This is a genomic window from Siphonobacter aquaeclarae, from assembly GCF_900103285.1.
Classification (GTDB): domain Bacteria; phylum Bacteroidota; class Bacteroidia; order Cytophagales; family Spirosomataceae; genus Siphonobacter; species Siphonobacter aquaeclarae.
Genome location: NZ_FNGS01000002.1, coordinates 420382 through 436657, shown reverse-complemented (window position 1 = coordinate 436657; position 16276 = coordinate 420382). Strand labels below are relative to the sequence as shown.

At 54.0% G+C, this 16276-nt stretch carries 16 protein-coding genes; 9 read left to right on the top strand and 7 right to left on the bottom strand.

Translation table 11 applies throughout. The features are described 5' to 3' along the window. Positions 1 to 41: 41 nt before the first annotated feature. Complete coding sequence (locus BLR09_RS05355) at positions 42 to 677, bottom strand: O-methyltransferase (RefSeq protein WP_093198755.1); 636 nt, start codon at positions 675 to 677, stop codon at positions 42 to 44. A gap of 22 nt (positions 678 to 699) precedes the next feature. After that, positions 700 to 1935: a M16 family metallopeptidase gene (locus tag BLR09_RS05350; RefSeq protein ID WP_093198752.1), complete on the bottom strand. Its 1236-nt coding sequence runs from the start codon at positions 1933 to 1935 to the stop codon at positions 700 to 702. A 204-nt stretch (positions 1936 to 2139) separates the two neighbouring features. On the opposite strand from BLR09_RS05350, the gene BLR09_RS05345 reads away from it, so the two are divergent. Then, a complete protein-coding gene (locus BLR09_RS05345) occupies positions 2140 to 3123 on the top strand; it encodes a glycosyltransferase family 9 protein (RefSeq protein ID WP_093198750.1) in 984 nt (327 codons plus the stop codon). A gap of 27 nt (positions 3124 to 3150) precedes the next feature. On the opposite strand, the gene BLR09_RS05340 is transcribed toward BLR09_RS05345, so the two are convergent. Beyond that, the gene (locus BLR09_RS05340) at positions 3151 to 4560 is read right to left on the bottom strand and encodes a tetratricopeptide repeat protein (RefSeq protein WP_317039194.1); all 1410 of its coding nucleotides are present in this window, start codon (positions 4558 to 4560) and stop codon (positions 3151 to 3153) included. 372 nt (positions 4561 to 4932) lie between these two features. Here BLR09_RS05340 and BLR09_RS05335 point away from each other — a divergent pair, with 372 nt between their 5' ends. After that, positions 4933 to 5346: a DUF3052 family protein gene (locus tag BLR09_RS05335; protein WP_093198747.1), complete on the top strand. Its 414-nt coding sequence runs from the start codon at positions 4933 to 4935 to the stop codon at positions 5344 to 5346. Positions 5347 to 5394: 48 nt separating this feature from the next. Continuing rightward, positions 5395 to 6255, top strand: a complete 861-nt coding sequence (locus BLR09_RS05330) for a PIG-L family deacetylase (RefSeq protein WP_093198745.1) — start codon at positions 5395 to 5397, stop codon at positions 6253 to 6255. Here the strand turns inward: BLR09_RS05330 and BLR09_RS05325 are convergent. Beyond that, positions 6249 to 7499, bottom strand: coding sequence for a DUF2851 family protein (locus tag BLR09_RS05325; protein WP_093198742.1), 1251 nt, complete (start codon positions 7497 to 7499; stop codon positions 6249 to 6251). The two genes, BLR09_RS05330 and BLR09_RS05325, sit on opposite strands and share 7 nt — an antisense overlap. 178 nt (positions 7500 to 7677) lie before the next feature. Here BLR09_RS05325 and BLR09_RS05320 point away from each other — a divergent pair, with 178 nt between their 5' ends. The 4 genes from BLR09_RS05320 to BLR09_RS05305 all read left to right on the top strand — a co-directional run bounded on the left by BLR09_RS05320 (position 7678) and on the right by BLR09_RS05305 (position 11936). Further along, positions 7678 to 8751, top strand: a complete 1074-nt coding sequence (locus tag BLR09_RS05320) for a glycoside hydrolase family protein (protein WP_093198740.1) — start codon at positions 7678 to 7680, stop codon at positions 8749 to 8751. Between the two features lie 5 nt (positions 8752 to 8756). Next, the gene (locus BLR09_RS05315; RefSeq protein WP_093198737.1) at positions 8757 to 10688 is read left to right on the top strand and encodes a heparinase II/III domain-containing protein; all 1932 of its coding nucleotides are present in this window, start codon (positions 8757 to 8759) and stop codon (positions 10686 to 10688) included. 113 nt (positions 10689 to 10801) lie between these two features. Then, positions 10802 to 11323 carry a DUF4199 domain-containing protein gene (locus BLR09_RS05310; RefSeq protein ID WP_093198735.1) on the top strand — a complete coding sequence of 174 codons (522 nt, stop codon included), beginning with the start codon at positions 10802 to 10804 and terminating at the stop codon, positions 11321 to 11323. Then, entirely contained in the window at positions 11316 to 11936 is a 621-nt protein-coding gene (locus BLR09_RS05305; protein WP_093198732.1) for a YdeI/OmpD-associated family protein, read from the top strand. Before BLR09_RS05310 ends, BLR09_RS05305 begins: the two co-directional genes overlap by 8 nt. Positions 11937 to 12175: 239 nt before the next feature. Here BLR09_RS05305 and BLR09_RS05300 read toward each other — a convergent pair whose 3' ends face one another. Both BLR09_RS05300 and BLR09_RS05295 read right to left on the bottom strand, forming a co-directional pair. Then, positions 12176 to 12487: a GIY-YIG nuclease family protein gene (locus BLR09_RS05300; RefSeq protein ID WP_093199668.1), complete on the bottom strand. Its 312-nt coding sequence runs from the start codon at positions 12485 to 12487 to the stop codon at positions 12176 to 12178. Positions 12488 to 12984: 497 nt separating this feature from the next. Beyond that, positions 12985 to 13488: an SRPBCC family protein gene (locus BLR09_RS05295; protein ID WP_093198728.1), complete on the bottom strand. Its 504-nt coding sequence runs from the start codon at positions 13486 to 13488 to the stop codon at positions 12985 to 12987. A gap of 99 nt (positions 13489 to 13587) precedes the next feature. Between BLR09_RS05295 and BLR09_RS05290 the strand changes: the two genes are divergently transcribed. Then, complete coding sequence (locus BLR09_RS05290) at positions 13588 to 14808, top strand: DUF2264 domain-containing protein (protein ID WP_176785462.1); 1221 nt, start codon at positions 13588 to 13590, stop codon at positions 14806 to 14808. A 129-nt stretch (positions 14809 to 14937) separates the two neighbouring features. Then, the gene (locus tag BLR09_RS05285; protein ID WP_093198723.1) at positions 14938 to 15861 is read left to right on the top strand and encodes a polysaccharide deacetylase family protein; all 924 of its coding nucleotides are present in this window, start codon (positions 14938 to 14940) and stop codon (positions 15859 to 15861) included. Here BLR09_RS05285 and BLR09_RS05280 read toward each other — a convergent pair. Continuing rightward, positions 15858 to 16274: a DUF5655 domain-containing protein gene (locus BLR09_RS05280; RefSeq protein WP_176785461.1), complete on the bottom strand. Its 417-nt coding sequence runs from the start codon at positions 16272 to 16274 to the stop codon at positions 15858 to 15860. The genes BLR09_RS05285 and BLR09_RS05280 overlap by 4 nt on opposite strands. Positions 16275 to 16276 lie beyond the last annotated feature (2 nt).

Below are 16276 nucleotides of genomic sequence, written 5' to 3'. Positions count from 1 at the left end.
CTCTGAACCAAAACTGGATTCAGAAAAGGTAAAATTGGCAATTATTTTTTTCGCACCACCATTAATCCGTCGCGAATAGGTAATAAAACATTCTCTACCCGCTCGTCTGCCTGAATCCGGTCGTTAAAATCCATCAGCAGGCGCGTGTCCCGGTCGACTTTCCCGTTCAATCCGGCCACTTTCCCGCTCCATAGAACGTTGTCAGCCAGAATCCATCCGCCGGGCCGGAGTTTTTCCATCACCAGGTCATAATAGGTGTCGTAGCTGGGTTTGTCGGCATCGATAAACACCAGGTCGAATGTCTCTGTCAGGGTCGGAATAATCTCCCTGGCATTTCCGATCCGGTAGTCGATCCGGCCTCCGGCTTCTTCCAGAAAAGGGCGGGTAAATTCTTCGAGTTCTTCGTTGATATCAATCGTAATAACCTTACCGCCTTCGGCCAGCCCTTCAGCCAGGCAAAGCGCCGAATAGCCGGTATAGGTCCCGATTTCAAGCACGCGCAGCGGCCGCACCATCCAGGAAATCATCGACAGCACGCGCCCCAGAAAATGCCCCGACAACATGCGGGGATGCAGGATCCGGACGTGCGTCTCCCGGTTCAGCCGCTGTAATAACGGATTTTCCGGGCTGGTATGTGCTTCCGAGTAGATTTCTATTTCTTCGGGTAAAAAATCCATGAGGTAGTAGGACGGCAGGTACTCAGTTTTCCGGCAAAAAGGTAAGCTGGCAAAACTGGTCTTCGGTAAACATTTCGTTGGCGAGTTCAATCAGTTGCGAAGAAGTGACCGCGTCAATCTGCCGGAACAGGTAATCGAGGGAATCGATCCGGTTCGTATCCAGCAGGCTTTTCGCCATCATCAGCATATAGCTCATGTTGCCTTCCTCAGACATCGCCAGCTGGCCTTTCAGTTGTTGTTTGGTGATGTGCAACTGGTTGGTTGTCAGTGATTTGTCACGAAGCGTTTTCAGCTCCTTCCGGATGAGCGAGAAGGTTTTGCCGAGCTGTTTCTGTTCGGTTCCGAAGAAAATGCCGAAAAATCCGCTGTCTGTAAAAGGTGTATACTGCGCATCGATACCATATACCAGGCCGTACTTTTCCCGAACGGAAAGGTTCAGGCGGGAATTCATTCCCGGGCCGCCCAGCAGGTTCGTCAGCACAAAAAACGGCAACCGTTTCGCTTCCGACAGGCCGTATGCCCGCCGCCCCCAGGCTACCTGTGCCTGCGTCACCGGTCGGCGTACAACCTGCTCCATCGGTGCATAGCCGTTCGGCAGGGTTCGTACCCGCTGCGTCGATGCCCGCGGAATATCTTTCAGGTACTTCTCGGCGATGGCAAGTACTTTGTTGAACGGCAGCTTGCTGACAGAGGAAACGACAATTTTCTCTGTGTCGAAATTCTGCCCGATAAATTCCAGAAAATGCTCTTTCCGGTAATTCCGGAGGCTTTCCGGCGTACCGAGGATATTCGCGCCGAGCTGATGGCCGGCAAAAACAAGTTCGTCGAAGTCGTCCTGAATGGCGTCCTCCGGCGAGTCGTAATACATGGCGATTTCTTCAAGAATAACGTTCCGCTCCCGTTCAATCTGTTTTTCCGGAAAAACGGAATGAAAGGTAATATCCGATACCAGGTCCATCGCCTTTTCGAAATGCTCGCTCAGGACAGAGGCGTGGAAACAGATTTTCTCTTTCGTGGTATAGGCATTCAGCTCTCCACCGACGTTCTCCAGTTTATTGATAATCTGAAGGTTGCTGCGTTTTTCGGTGCCTTTGAAAGCCATGTGTTCCCAGAAATGCGCAAGTCCCTGCTGATGGGGCAGCTCATCCCGCGAACCAATGTCCAGCATAATTCCGACGTGAGCAATCTGCGTGTGGGTAAGCTGCTTATGTACAACCCGGATGCCATTCGGCAACGTGTGTAAGGTGTAATCTTCCATTGAAAAGTTCAGTGTCCGGTCCGGTGCATGAAGACCGGCCGAAGGGGTCTGTCGGACGGACAATACGGATTTTCCGATAATAACTCAAATTTACGGAACAACGGCAAATATTGGTAAAACGTTTCGGTTAACGGCGGGAATTCCGGGTCGTTTGCCCGCTTGAGGCCGCTTGGGCGGGAAGGTTTTCTTTGCGACCTTTGCCCCATGAAGATCCTGGTCATTCAGACCGCCTTTATCGGAGATGCGATTCTGGCGACTTCCCTGCTTGAAAAACTGCATGTCCATTTTCCGGAGGCACAGATTGATTTTCTGGTACGACGCGGCAACGAAGGCCTGCTCCGGAATCACCCTTTTCTCCATGAAACCCTTGTCTGGGACAAGAAAGAGGGCAAATATGCCAGCTTACGGAAGTTACTGGGGAAGATCCGGGCGACGCGCTATACCTACGTCATCAACCTGCAGCGCTATGCAACGACCGGGTTTCTAACGGCATTTTCCGGTGCCGAAACGACCATCGGTTTTGATAAAAATCCCCTTAGTTTTCTGTTTGACAGGAAGGTTATACACCGGTTCGACGGCCCCCATGAAATCGAACGGAATACTGATCTGGTGGCTGCATTTACAGATGCTACAGTATATCCGCCGCGTTTGTACCCGCCGGAATTATCTTTTCAGCCAGCCCGACCCTATGTCTGCATGGCGCCTTCATCGGTCTGGTTTACGAAGCAACTTCCCGAGCATACCTGGGCGGAACTCCTGAAGCAGCTTCCGGCAGAACTGGACGTGTACCTGCTGGGTGGCCCCGGAGACGCGGAACTGTGCGAGCGAATCCGGCAAAATGACGGCAGAACGCATAATGTCGCCGGAAAACTGAGCCTGCTTGAGTCGGCGAAGCTGATGGAAGGCGCTGTTCTGAATTATGTCAACGATTCAGCACCCATGCACCTCTGCTCGTCGGTTGACGCGCCTACCTGCGCCATTTTCTGTTCAACAGTTCCGGCGTTCGGTTTCGGCCCGAAGGCTTCTTTTTCCCGAATTGTTGAAACGACCGAGGACCTGCAATGCCGGCCCTGCGGCATCCACGGAAAGAAAGCGTGCCCGGAAGGGCATTTCCGCTGCGGAACGTCAATCACCACGGCACAGCTCCTTTCCGTTCTGGAAGAGGCAAAAAAAATCCGGGGCTTGTGACCCCGGATTTCCGTTTGCGGCATCTGCCTATTTCTTGTACTGCTCGATGATTTTATAGAGGGCTTTCTGTGTCTCCAGGTTCGTAAAATAATCGAAGAGCATCAGGTGCATGTCGTAGTTCAGCGTCAGCGCGGTTTCCAGGTACAGGAAGGCTTCCTTGAATTTGCCGAGATGAATCAGGTATACCGTCAGGTGATAGTATAACTCGGGCTCGTCCGGGCATTCGTCGAGCGCCTGCATGATGATATCCGACGCCCGGTCAAATTCTCCCTGTTCGTAATAGAGGAGGGACCATTTAACCCAGATTTCGACATCTTCCGGTGCGACTTCTACCCCTTCCCGGAAGGCCTCTTCCGACGAAACCGAATTACCGATACGCTGCTCGGTTTCGGCCACGGCCAGCCAGTAGTCCGGATTTTTCTTATTGAGATTCAGGGCTTTCCGGAGAAAGTGCAGGGCCTGGAACCACTTGTTTGATTCATACAGGCAAACGCCTACGCCGTACCAGCCTTCGTCCCACAGCGGATCAAGTGCGATCGCGTCCTTGTAGTACTTGATCGCCTCCTCGTACTTCATCTGTTTTTCGAAGGCAGCAGCCAGGCAGCAGAGCGTTTCCGGCGTTGGCTCCTCGTTTTTCAGCGTCTTTTCGTAGGCGTCCTGCGCGTCCTCGAACCGATCGAGGTTCATGTAGGTATTGCCCAGGTTATAGTATGCTGACGCGAAGTTTTTCTTCAGGTAGGTCGCATATTCATATGCCTCGGCCGCTTCCTCAAACCGCTCGAGTTTGGAATAGGCGATTCCGAGGTTGTACCAGGCATTGTAGGACGACGGATCCCGGTCGGTAAACGCCAGGTAATACGGCAGGCTTTCCTCGAGCTTTCCGAGCTGATCGAGGCAGTTGGCGAGCTCATAAAGCGCGTTTTCATTACTCAGGTCGCACTGGATGGCTTGCTGATAATGAAAAATCGCTTCTTCAAACTTGCCCCATTGCTGGTAAGCCATACCGATGTGGTAATGTACCTCGTCCTTTTCTTCCGCATAGTCGAGTACTTCCTTGAGCATTTCAATTGCATGCTCATAATCGCCCATGAGCCCGAAAATCGTGCTCCGGAGATAGAAAATATCCAGGTCATGGGGATTGAACAGGGATGCCTTTTCCAGCAATTCGAGCGCTTCTTCGTACCGCTGAAAATTGCCCAGAATCTGGGACTGGTTCAGCATCAGTTCCAGGGAATAAGGATACTGACTTAAACCGTATTCGCAGGCTTTGAGTGCTTCTTCTAGTTTTCCCTCCTCCAGGTAATGTTCGACGATTTGTTCATATGTTTCCAGATCGAAGAACGAATTCTCCCGATTCTCCAGCATTTTTTCAAATCGCAGCACAGAATCACGGGTAGCCTCGGGGAGATGATCGTCGAATTCATGTTGTTCCATCATAGGGCGAACGAAGTAGAATGGCTTCGCGAAAAGAGCCTCTCTCAACCCGAGACGGGTGGATTCGGCAGAAGAGTCGGCAACGAGGGACTTTTCACGATAATGTTACATTTAAGGAACACTCTAAAGTAGCCAGAAAATTCCAATCCGCAAGTCTGCCCGCTAAAAAGTTGGAGACCGGCATGCACAGGGCTTGAAAACAGGCAATTTGAGGGAATATTACCCTTTCCTGTATGAATCATTACCCCAAGTGCGTTCAAATACCCCCTGGAAGGGCATTTTGCGGCAATAGTCGATTCGGTATCAACGAGTTGTGTCTTTTTCTTTCCGCGGAATTTCAGGTAACATTGCCGTACTTCCTGTCCCCTTGCACGCATGAAAACAGCCGGTTATTCGAGTACCCCGCTTGCCCGGAAACTGGGTATCAAACACGGAAATACCCTACGCCTGATCGGCGTTCCGGCGCATTATTTCGACCTGTTTGCGGACTTTCCGGAAGGTACTTCCCGGCCTGATTCAGGCCCGGTTGATTTCATTCATTTTTTTACGGACAGGGCGGCTGAACTGGAGCAACTGCTCCCGGAGCTGAAGGCACAAATCCACCCCAACGGTATGATCTGGGTCTCCTGGCCGAAGAAGGCTTCGGGCGTGCTGACGGATATTTCTGAAAACCTCATCCGCGATACCGCGCTGGCGATCGGTCTGGTGGACGTGAAAGTCTGCGCCGTAGATGATACCTGGTCCGGGCTGAAGCTCGTTATTCCTGTCAGCCTGCGACCTCGCACCTGATATGCCGCGTCTTTACTTTATTTTCCTGATACACTGCTTCTATTCACCATGAAACGTCTACTTCTCCTCTTTCTGCTGCCCTGCTGGGCGTGGGCGCAAGGGCCCAAAGTACTGATCGTGACTGCGCATCCGGATGATGAAACCATGTTTCCGGTCACCGTCTTCAAAATTACCCATGAGATGAAGGGCTCGGCTGATCTCGCGCTGCTGACCGACGCCTCCGGTGGCTACAACGGTATGGTAGCTTCGAGTTATTTCGGACAGAATCTCCTGGACTCAGCTACCGGACGCAAAAAACTTCCGCTTTTACGTAAGAAAGAAATGATGGCTTCCGGTGAAATTCTCGGTATCAGTAATTTCTTCTTCTTTGATCAACTGGATGATTTCTATAACCGGGACGAAAAGCCATATCTCTCAGGTAAACGCTGGGATACGGCTGTAATCGACCGCCGCCTTGACGAAATCCTCGCCCGCGGCCAGTATGACTACATTTTTTGCATGGTTCCCCACGAAGGCCAGCACGCACACCATAAAGCCGCGAGTCTGAGTGCCCTTCGGGCCGCACAACGGTATAAAGGCGCACGAAAACCGATTGTGCTTGGCGGGCAAGCCGAAAACAGGGGCTATACCTTCCGTTTTTCGGGATTGGAGGGCTATCCGGAAACACGGGTTACCGGACCTGTATTTGAATATGACCGCTCGCATACGTTCGGAGAGGGAAATAAGCATAGTTATATGATTGTCGCCGACTGGGTCAAGGCTTCTCACAAAACCCAGAGCGGAGACATGAACCAGGCCATGCACAAAGGAGACCTGGAAGTATTCTGGTACTTCGCGATGAACGGCGAAAACCGGCTGGCCGAAGTCAAAACGCTGTTTGAGACCCTTCCCAAATCCGGATTTCATTGATATGCCCGCCCGAGAAGATTCGCGCCTACGCCGCAGCTCAGGCATCTTTTCTGTTGACAGTAAAACCGGTACCAGTGCAGCGCCGCTTGTGAATCGGCGGCGTTTGCGCAGGTAAGTCCATAGGTCTCCCAGAGACGGGTAATTCGGTTATTTTCCGGTGGCAGGGCCTCGAGGCGGGAGATAGCCGACTCCAGCAGGGATTCATCCCCGCGATACCGGGCATAGGCCGTCCATGCCGGGGTCAGGGCGTTGATGATGAGCGTAAGCGGGAGCCCGATACCCGGAGACGGCACCGGCTTCTTCGCCGCCTTGCCGAACCGGTAGTGGCTCGTCCAGTAGTCCGGCAGCGCAAACGAAAAACAAAGGTCTTCGCCGGGTATAAAAAGGCGGTTGTTGACGGCGAGTAATGCCGCCAGTTCAGCAATACGCCTCGTCGGAAACGCCGGAGGGCGCAGCCGCATGAACTTCCAGACCGATGCGGGTAACGGCGAAAGACCGTATTTCTTCAGCAGAAAGGCGCCTTCTACCCGTAATTCTTCGGCATATATATCCGTGAATTCTTCGGGACAGAGTCCCGAGGCAGCGAAGAGCAGCGCTTCTGCCTGCCGGGGTGTGAGTTTCCGGAGGAGGCCGGCAGGCAGAAGCCTCGCCAGCCACTCCATCGGTTCCTGATTGACGGGGGCCCCGAGGGCTCCGGCGAGTAGCTGCCAGGTCGTTTCCTCCCAGTCGTTCTGCGTTTTGGCCAGGATACCGGTTACTTTTTCTGCTTTGTGTTCCAGTCGTTCGATGAGGAGTCGGTCGAGCATGCCTCTGATTGTCAGCACCGTCGCCAGCCGGAACTGCTTCCCGCAAGGCAGCTCGTCGGCCTGTTCGGTCCACTCCCGGTAGCGAGCCAGCCAGGTAGTATCGGTTCTGGGTTCCAGTATGAGCGCCGGTACGGGAGTGCCGTCTTTTCGGTACGCGGGCTGGTCAAGCTCCCAGACGACGTGCAGGATGACATTGCTATAGGCGACGTCGGCGTCATGGCGATGCCGTTGCCAATCAGAGGCGCGTACGTGAATTTCCACCGTGCCGGCCCATTCAATACCGCCAATGCGCAGCCGGGCGTCGTGAAAATCGGGACCGGCATGGTCGTGCCGCAGGCCGGGGTGAAGAATTTCGAGGGAATCGCCGGTTTCGGTCCGGAGTGCCGTGCGGTCATACCGCTGGAATTTCCAGACGTAATACAAAAAATCTTCCGTCATGTTTCAGGATAGGTTGGATACCGGAAACTCGCCGGGACAACGGGGAATACCAAACCGTTTACACAAGTCTCCGGCCGGAGGGTTTCTTGAAATGACATCCCGAAATAATCCGGTTATGAAAAGGGTACTATCTTTGGAAAATGCCGTTATTCAGTTGAAAGACAGACCTCTGAACCAAATGTTTAAATGGATTTGCTGCGCGCTGCTGGCCATTGCTACGCCTGCCGTTGCCCAGACAACTGTTGCTGACAGCACCCTTCAGCGGATTTACCGAACGATCCGTACTCCGTTCAAATACGGCCGCGTCGTCGTCCCGCCGGATGCCGGCAAAATGGTCGACAGCCCGAGCGTCTTCCGGAAAGACGGAAAATGGTACATGACCTACATCGTTTTCGACGGAAAAGGGTATGAAACCTGGCTGGCCGAAAGCGCCGATTTACTTTCCTGGGAGACCCTCGGACGTATTCTCTCCAATACCCGGAATACCTGGGACGCCAATCAGAAAGCAGGGTACCTCGCCTTGCTGGACTGGCGCTGGGGCGGCAGCTACCAAGCCGGCCGGTATGACGGGAGGTATTGGTTATCGTACCTCGGCGGAGCTTCGCAGGGATATGAGGCAGGAATGCTCGGTATCGGAATCGCTTCTTCCCAAAAACTGATTGAACCGGCAGAATGGACCCGTGAGCTACGCCCGGTGTTGCTGCCGACTGACAAGGATGCCCGCTGGTACGACAACGTCACGATCTACAAAAGCACAGTTGTCGAAGATCCTGCCAGGAAAACGGGTTACCGTTTCGTCATGTATTACAACGCAAAAGGAAAGACGTCAACAGAAGGAAAAGGCGATGTAGAACGAATTGCCATGGCGGTGTCCGAAGATATGCGCCACTGGCAGCGTTTCGGGCAGGCGCCTGTCATCGATCATCAGACCGGAATTTCGGGAGATGCCTGGCTGGCGAAAATAGGCGACGTCTATGTGATGTTTTACTTCGGCGCCTTCTGGAAACCCGGGGCGTTTGAGCGTTTTGCCTGTTCCTACGACCTCGTTCACTGGACGGACTGGACCGGTCCCGACCTGATTTCTCCCTCCGAATCCTATGATGATCAGTATGCGCACAAGCCCTGTGTAGTGGTCGAGAAGGGAATTGTCTATCATTTCTATTGTGCGGTGAACAAAAAGGGCGAACGGACAATCGCCCTGGCCACGTCCAGGGACCTGGGCAGGAGTTCACTGACTTTCCCGGAAAAATAAAACGCATGATGAAGAAGTACCTTTTTCTCCTCCTGCTGCTGCCGGTGTCGCTCACGGCGCAGGTAAAGTCCCGCAATCTGCTCGGTACACGGTATTCCTGGCCGGACTTTCGCAGCAGCCTGATTCCGCGAGATCAGTGGAAGCCCTTCCCCTCGTCTCCCGAAGCCTGGCAGGCGGCCCTGACCGACAGCCTCAAAAGTGCGCTGATCCTGCGGGCGGAGACTGCCGCGCGCCGCGGGTTTCCATCACTGCCGGCCTCGCTGACCCTTGAGTACGTCCGGGTAGCCAACCGCAGCCGGTACGAGGAAGTATCCTTCAACAAGCGGCATGACCTGCTTGATATCGCGATAGCCGAAGCCATCGAAGGCAAGGGCCGCTTTCTGGACTACATCCTCGATGGGATCTGGTCGATCTGCGAAGAGAGTTACTGGGGCGTTCCGGCGCATATCGGTACGCAGAAAGCGGGCAGCGGTCTCCCTGACGTGGAAGAACGAACGGTAGACCTTTTTGCAGCGGAAACGGCGGCGGTACTGGCGCTGACGGATTACCTCGTCGGCCCGCAGCTCGAAAAGATATCGCCGCTGGTCCGGCGGCGGATCTATGTGGAGACCGATCAGCGCATTTTCAAACCCATTCAGGTACCCAATCGCTACGGATACCTCAGCAAGAAGAGCAAGGTCAATAACTGGAATCCCTGGATCATGTCGAACTGGCTGACTGCGGGATTATTGCTGGAGAAAGACGAAGAACGCCGCGCCCAGATGGCCTACGCCGCGATGAATGGCCTCGACCTGTATCTCAACGGATTAGGGGATGATGGCGGTACCGATGAAGGACCGATGTACTGGTTTGCGGCGGGAGGCTGCGCCTTCGATGCGCTGGAAACCCTGCAATCGGCCACGAACGGCAAAGTGGATATCTTCAGCGAGCCGCTGGTGAAAAACATGGCGTCATATGTCTATAAAATGCATATCGCCGGTCCGTATTTTGTGGATTTTGCCGATGCTGATCCAGTGATGAAACCGGACGGCCTGCTGCTGTTCCGCTATGGACAAAAGGTCAAGGATGATACCCTGACGCGTTTTGGTGCATGGGCGTTTGGACAATTCGGCATTCCGCGGGCGATCAACTCGTTTATGCGGCAGCGACAATTATGGAACCTGCTGACCGTCAAGCCCGTGAAAGAATCGACGCTGCCTCCGTTCCGGGAGGTGGAAGATGCCTGGTTTCCGGATGTGCAGGTCATGACGGCCCGGTCGGCCAAAGGTCTTTACCTGGCTACGCACGGCGGGCATAACGATGAAAGCCATAATCATAACGATGTCGGTGACTTTATCCTGTACGCAAACGGCCGGCCTGTTATCATCGACGCCGGCCGGGGAACGTACACCGCTAATACCTTTTCCAAGCGGCGCTATCAGCTGTGGTTTACGCGTTCACAATTTCATAACCTGCCCATTGTCAATGGTTTCGGACAGAAAGAAGGCCGGAAATATGAAGCCCAGAACGTCAGCTATAAACGAACGCCGCTGGCCTCGTCGCTCTCCATGAACATCGCGAAGGCGTTTGCGGATAGCGCCGGTCTGGTTACCTGGAACCGTGTCGTGACGCTCGACCGGAAAGCCGAAGCGGTCCTTGTCGACGACGCCTATGAGCTGAAAGACAAACCCGGATCACTGCAGCAGGTTTTCCTGACGGTCGACGAAATAGAACACCTTCTGCCCGGCAAAATCACCTTCCGCGGCGAGGGCCATGAGCCGGTACATCTTCACTATGACCATAAGAACTGGTCGGTTCGCGAGGAGCTGGTACCGCTGGATACCCAGGATGACCAGGCCTTTCACTATGGCTGGAACAACAAACCGATCCGCCGCATCATCCTGGAACAGACCCGCCCTTCCGCAAAGGGAAAGGCGGGGTGGAAGTTTTCGTGGTGAGAGGGCAGGGGGCAGAGGGCATGGGGCACGGGGTCGATTTTTCGGCCCTGCGCCCCTTGCGTTTTTTATAGGCCTTCGTAACTTCCCATGCCCCATGCCCTTAACCCCATGCGATGAAAAAACACATCCTCACCTTTGGCCTCCTCGCCGGCGTCATCGTTTCGGCATTCATGAGTGTTTCGATGATTTTTGCGAAAAACAATCCGACACTTCACATGGAGTGGGGGGAAGTCATAGGCTATTCATCGATGCTGTTGGCTTTCTCGATGATTTTTGTCGCGATTTTACGCTATAGAAGAGAACGGGGCGGCGTGACATTCAAAGAGGGATTGTTGATCGGACTGGGTATTTCCGCAATCGCTTCGGCGCTGTATGTGATCACCTGGATCATCATTTACAAAAATGTCTATCCTGATTTTCCGCAGCAGTATGTACAGCTGACGGTAGAGAAAATGCAGAAAACCGGCAAGAGTGCCGAAGACATTCAGGCGATGAAAGACCAGATGAAAATGATGTTTTCCTGGTATGATACGTGGTATGGACTGGTCGGTATTACGTTGATGGAAATATTTCCGCTGGGAGTAGTTGTTTCGTTGGTCGCTGCGCTCATCCTCAAACGAAAACACCATGGGTAAGACAGATCCCCGCGTGGATGTTTACATTGACAAAGCGGCGCCGTATGCCGTTCCCATTCTCGGGCATCTCCGCGAGCTCGTGCACGAAGCCTGCCCGGACGTAGCCGAAGCCATCAAATGGGGCGTACCGAGTTTTGATTACAAGGGCAAAATACTCTGCCAGGTGGCGGCCTTCAAGCAACACCTGGGCTTTGGGTTCTGGCTGGGAGCACATATGAACGACCCGGAGAAAATCCTGACGCCCGTCGGCGGAAATACCGCGATGGGTAGCCTCGGCAAGGTCCGGACGCTGGCGGATCTTCCGGCAGACGACGTACTGATCCGGTACATCCGCCATGCGATGGAGCTGATTGACAGCGGGGTAAAGTTCACGCGGGAAAAGCCCGTCACCGAACAGAAACCCCTTGTCATTCCCGACGATTTTCTTGATCTGCTCCAAACCGGCGAAAATGCCTTCGATAACTTCCAGAAAATGAGCTACTCGCACAAAAAAGAGTACCTCGACTGGTTCGCCGATGCCAAATCCGAACCTACCCGCCTCCGCCGACAGGAAAAAGCCCTGGCGCAGTTGGAAGAGGGTAAGTCGATGCATTGGAAGTATGAGAAGAGGTAGGGATAAAAAAGACGGCTGCCGGCGGTTTCGACGGGGCTCAACCACCAGGGGAGACCTACGCTTATGCGCCGCTATAATACAGCCATTACTATTCGAATTGCTTGGCCGTTTACTGTCATAGCCGGTGGTTGAGCTACGTCGAAACCAGCGTGGCGGGAGTGGTGAGGATGAAAAAAGAGAACTGCCGAAGGTTTTGGAGGGACTTAACCAGCGGGAGAAGTACCAGCCTTTGCAAAATTTTATGTCCCGGGAGTCTGGTCTTGTGGAGTTGATTCCACCCGCAATGAATACTTTTTTGCAAGATCAGGTAGTTGATCTTGCCTTCCCCAAATTAATGCTTCCCGCTTTTTGCGTCCCCATCCCTGTACCTGTTTCTCCCGGTAAAAAGCCTGCGCGACATCAGGAAACTCCTCAAAATAGACCAGCTTAACAGGTAAACGGCTTTTGGTGTAATTAGCCCCTTCTCCATTCTGATGCTGGGCTAAACGCCTCTCCAGGTGACAGGTACTTCCCACGTAATAGCTCCCATCCGAGCATTCAAGGATATACATATAACCGCTGGACATAAGAAAGATAGATGAAATGTCGAACTTAATTCAAAGTCAAAAAGACCTAAGAGCCGTTCACTCGATAGTCTGGCATTTGGTATTCGAGACTGAGGGATTGGCGGTGCCGTAGTCGGGCTCTTTCGAAGCCAGCGTAGTGGGGGCAGTGGGGATGAAAAAAGGCGGCTGCCGGCGGTTTCGACGGGGCTTAACCACCGGGGGGAGGCCTACGCCAATGCGTCGCTACAATACCGTCTTTGCTATTCGAATTGTTTGGCCATTTACCGTCGTAGCCGGTGGTTGAGCTACGTCGAAACCAGCGTGGCGGGAGCGGTGGGGTTGAAAAAGGCGGCTGCCGGCGGTTTCGACGGGGGCTCAACCACCGGGGAAGGCCTGCGTCATTGCACCGCTACGAGACAGTCATTGGTATTCAAATGGTTTGGCTGTTTGCCGGTGGAAGAGAGATACTCGCTCTCTCAGCTACTCAGCCAATTATTCTCCCCTCACGAACTCACCACTACCCCCTGCAGTCGCATATCCCTGTTTCTCAGGTCAATACCGCCTTCGTAGATCGACTTCAGGTTGGCCAGGTAAAACGTCCAGCCTTCTCCACAGCCGACATACAGGTTGGTCGAGGGATTGTTGTCTTCAGGAATCTCCCGTTGTGTAATTTCGACGAGGGTATGCTGATCGTATGGCGTCAGTTGTACCGTAACGAGGCAGTTGCCGCTGAACCGGAACGAAAACAAGTCTGTACCATTCGCTTCGGTTACTTCCCGTGCTTCAAATACATCATCGGCATAGCCGTGCCAGCGCCAGAGGTAGGCGTCTCCCGCTTGTGCAAAGTCAGCATGCGGGCGGATGAGGCCGTCCGGCGCGGTAAATACTGCTTCCCGCAAAAACCAGCGCTCGAGCCCCTCGCGGGTAGTCCAGGCGTGATAAAGCGTGGGAATATCGGCTTTGACGGGTATGCGTTTGGTGAAGATGGTCCAGGCGGCGGTGTTCATGGCGAAGCGGTTGTTTTCAGGAAGGTCCGCAAAAATCCGGGTCCATCCAAGTGCGGGTATCTCCCCCCGGCTATCGTCTTCTTCCCAAAATACACTTCTATGCTACGTCGCTTCTTTCTTCGCGGAATGGGTGGGGTAGGGTTGCTTGCCGGCCTCGGGCCTGTTGAAGCGCTCGCCCAGCCCCGCGCGAATGACCGGGAATACTGGGTTTCCCTGCTCTCCAAAATTGCTGAACCGGTACTGACGGCCCTCGCCGACGATCAGCTGAAGGCCCGGATGCCGGTGGAGTCCAAACCCGGACAGGAGGCCGACCGCCGCAAGTATTCCCACCTCGAAGCCGTTGGCCGGCTGCTGGCCGGTATTGGCCCGTGGCTGCAACTGGATTCCGGTGATGAAAAAGCGCTTCGCCAGCGGTATTTCCAACTGGCGGTCAAAGGCCTCGGCAATGCCGTCAATCCCAACGCCAAAGACTACCTCAACTACGATAACGGCGGTCAGCCGCTGGTCGACGCGGCCTTCCTCGCTCAGGGCCTGATCCGCTGCCCGAGGCTGTACAAAGCGCTTGACGCCAACGTTCGGCAGGAGTTATTGACCGCTTTCCGCAAAACCCGAACCATCCGCCCCGGATTCAATAACTGGCTGTTATTCAGCGGAATGATCGAAGCTTTTTTTGCGTCTGTGGGGGAAGAATACGACAAGATGCGCGTTGACTATGCCCTTCGCCAGCATGAGCAGTGGTACAAGGGCGACGGCGTTTTCGGCGACGGCCCGGAGTTTCACTGGGACTATTACAACAGCTTTGTTATTCAGCCGTTTATCGTCGATATGCTTCGCGCGATTCCTGACAGAAGCTATGACTTCCTCCGGACGCGCATGGAGAAAATCGCGCCCCGGTATGCGGCCGTTCAGGAGCGCCTCATCGGCCCGGATGGTGCGTATCCGCCTATTGGCCGCTCGATCTGCTACCGCGCCGGCGCTTTTCACCACCTGGCGAACACGGCTTTCCTGAAACAACTACCCGCCGATATTCAGCCTGCGCAGGTACGCGGCGCGCTGACGGCTGTCATGCGCCGGACGCTCGAAGACAAAAAGAACTACGATTCCAACGGCTGGCTGCTCATCGGCCTGGCCGGACACCAGCCGGATCTGGGAGAAAGTTATATCTCTACCGGAAGTTTGTACCTGACGGCAACAGCCTTCCTGCCGCTGGGACTGGCAGCGACGGACGTATTCTGGTCGGCGCCCACAGCCGACTGGACCAGCCGCCGGCTATGGGAAAAGGGAGAAAACCTGCCGGCTGATCATGCCGTGAAGGCCTGATTCGCGAGCAAAAGTCTGTGTATTCTGTGAAGTCTGTGAGAGATTTCTTTTATTCTCACAGACTTCACAGAATACACAGAAGGCAAATTCGCCCTGAGAAGGGTATCTTTGAGGTCATTTCAAAGACCCATGTTACGACTTCTGCTGCTTTTACTGCTTCCGCTTACTTCATTCGCTCAACTGACGGATTACCGCGTTTTCTCCGGACGATCCGGTAACCGGCTCATTCTCAGGAGCTGGAATGAAGGTTCGACGAGTCTGTATTGGGGCGTTGACGTGCAGACGCTGGAAACATCCATTCTGACCGAAGCGAGAGCCATCTCCCCGGGAGAAAAAGAAACATGGCTCGCCCAGACGCCATATGGAAAGGCACTCCGGAAGGAATACCAGCGGGACGGCTCCCTGCAGGACGCCGGTATTGAACGGGCCGACACGACCGAGCGCGGCTTCCACCTGACGATGGATCTATGCCCTTCTCATAAACCGCTCACCCGTTCGCTCTTTGAAGAACTCATCGCCGCCTTCGGGCCGGAAGAACGGCCCATACCGGTGACGATTACCATCACCGGCCTCTGGATGCAGGCCCATGCCGACGACCTTGCCTGGCTGAAAAACCTGCAAACCAAAGGATTATTGGAGATTACCTGGGTCAACCACTCCTTCCATCACCGGTACGATCCCAAATTGCCGCTGACGGCCAACTTTTTGCTCGAAAAGGGCACTGATCTGAATCAGGAAGTATTGCTCAACGAACAGGCGATGTTGCAGAAGGGCTTACTCCCCTCTATCTTTTTCCGTTTCCCGGGACTGATTTCGGACAAAGCCGTATTTGACCGTATACTGGATCTCGGACTGCTGCCGTTGGGAAGCGATGCCTGGCTGGCGAAAGGGGAGGCGCCGAAGCAGGGAAGCGTAGTACTGATTCACCCAAACGGCAACGAACCGCTGGGTATCAAAAAATTCATCGAACTCGTGAAGCAACATTCGACAGACATCCGCCACAAAAACTGGCTGTTGTATGAACTACCGGCAGATGTGTCGAAACAAAACTAGCGTACCGCCTCTTCATATGCTTTGCGCATGTAGAAAAGTACCTCTTCGTTAAGGTCTTCCAGCCGATAGAGGCGACAGTGATGATTAAACAGCTGGCTGCCCGGAAACTGCCCTATTTTGATGAAGCACAGGTTGTCGTAATAAGGTTCTTTGAACGTAAATACGACGTGGAGAAAATCCCGTCCCAGCTGGTTAATCGAACAAAAACGCACCTGCCGCGCGAGTGAAATGCGTGACTTCGCCGGGTGCAGGACAAAGTCTCCGATCTTCCCGTATTCTTCCAGAAAGTGGTGGTAAAGCGCCAGCGTATGGGCCGACTTTCCGGCGAGAAAGTCGGCAACCGTGCGGTCATTGCACGAATGCGTCTGATTAGCCCTGACAAATGACTGCTGACAAACCGGGCAGGTCCACATAC

What these genes read in the sequence shown, in the direction of transcription:
- BLR09_RS05330 (WP_093198745.1), top strand. Translation starts at nt 5,395, where the DNA reads ATGAAACGTCTACTTCTCCTCTTTCTGCTGCCCTGCTGGGCGTGGGCG.
- BLR09_RS05290 (WP_176785462.1), top strand. Translation starts at nt 13,588, where the DNA reads ATGCTACGTCGCTTCTTTCTTCGCGGAATGGGTGGGGTAGGGTTGCTT.
- BLR09_RS05355 (WP_093198755.1), bottom strand. Translation starts at nt 677, where the DNA reads ATGGATTTTTTACCCGAAGAAATAGAAATCTACTCGGAAGCACATACC.
- BLR09_RS05335 (WP_093198747.1), top strand. Translation starts at nt 4,933, where the DNA reads ATGAAAACAGCCGGTTATTCGAGTACCCCGCTTGCCCGGAAACTGGGT.
- BLR09_RS05315 (WP_093198737.1), top strand. Translation starts at nt 8,757, where the DNA reads ATGATGAAGAAGTACCTTTTTCTCCTCCTGCTGCTGCCGGTGTCGCTC.
- BLR09_RS05310 (WP_093198735.1), top strand. Translation starts at nt 10,802, where the DNA reads ATGAAAAAACACATCCTCACCTTTGGCCTCCTCGCCGGCGTCATCGTT.
- BLR09_RS05345 (WP_093198750.1), top strand. Translation starts at nt 2,140, where the DNA reads ATGAAGATCCTGGTCATTCAGACCGCCTTTATCGGAGATGCGATTCTG.
- BLR09_RS05280 (WP_176785461.1), bottom strand. Translation starts at nt 16,274, where the DNA reads ATGTGGACCTGCCCGGTTTGTCAGCAGTCATTTGTCAGGGCTAATCAG.
- BLR09_RS05285 (WP_093198723.1), top strand. Translation starts at nt 14,938, where the DNA reads ATGTTACGACTTCTGCTGCTTTTACTGCTTCCGCTTACTTCATTCGCT.
- BLR09_RS05300 (WP_093199668.1), bottom strand. Translation starts at nt 12,487, where the DNA reads ATGTATATCCTTGAATGCTCGGATGGGAGCTATTACGTGGGAAGTACC.
- BLR09_RS05295 (WP_093198728.1), bottom strand. Translation starts at nt 13,488, where the DNA reads ATGAACACCGCCGCCTGGACCATCTTCACCAAACGCATACCCGTCAAA.
- BLR09_RS05325 (WP_093198742.1), bottom strand. Translation starts at nt 7,499, where the DNA reads ATGACGGAAGATTTTTTGTATTACGTCTGGAAATTCCAGCGGTATGAC.
- BLR09_RS05340 (WP_317039194.1), bottom strand. Translation starts at nt 4,560, where the DNA reads ATGATGGAACAACATGAATTCGACGATCATCTCCCCGAGGCTACCCGT.
- BLR09_RS05320 (WP_093198740.1), top strand. Translation starts at nt 7,678, where the DNA reads ATGTTTAAATGGATTTGCTGCGCGCTGCTGGCCATTGCTACGCCTGCC.
- BLR09_RS05350 (WP_093198752.1), bottom strand. Translation starts at nt 1,935, where the DNA reads ATGGAAGATTACACCTTACACACGTTGCCGAATGGCATCCGGGTTGTA.
- BLR09_RS05305 (WP_093198732.1), top strand. Translation starts at nt 11,316, where the DNA reads ATGGGTAAGACAGATCCCCGCGTGGATGTTTACATTGACAAAGCGGCG.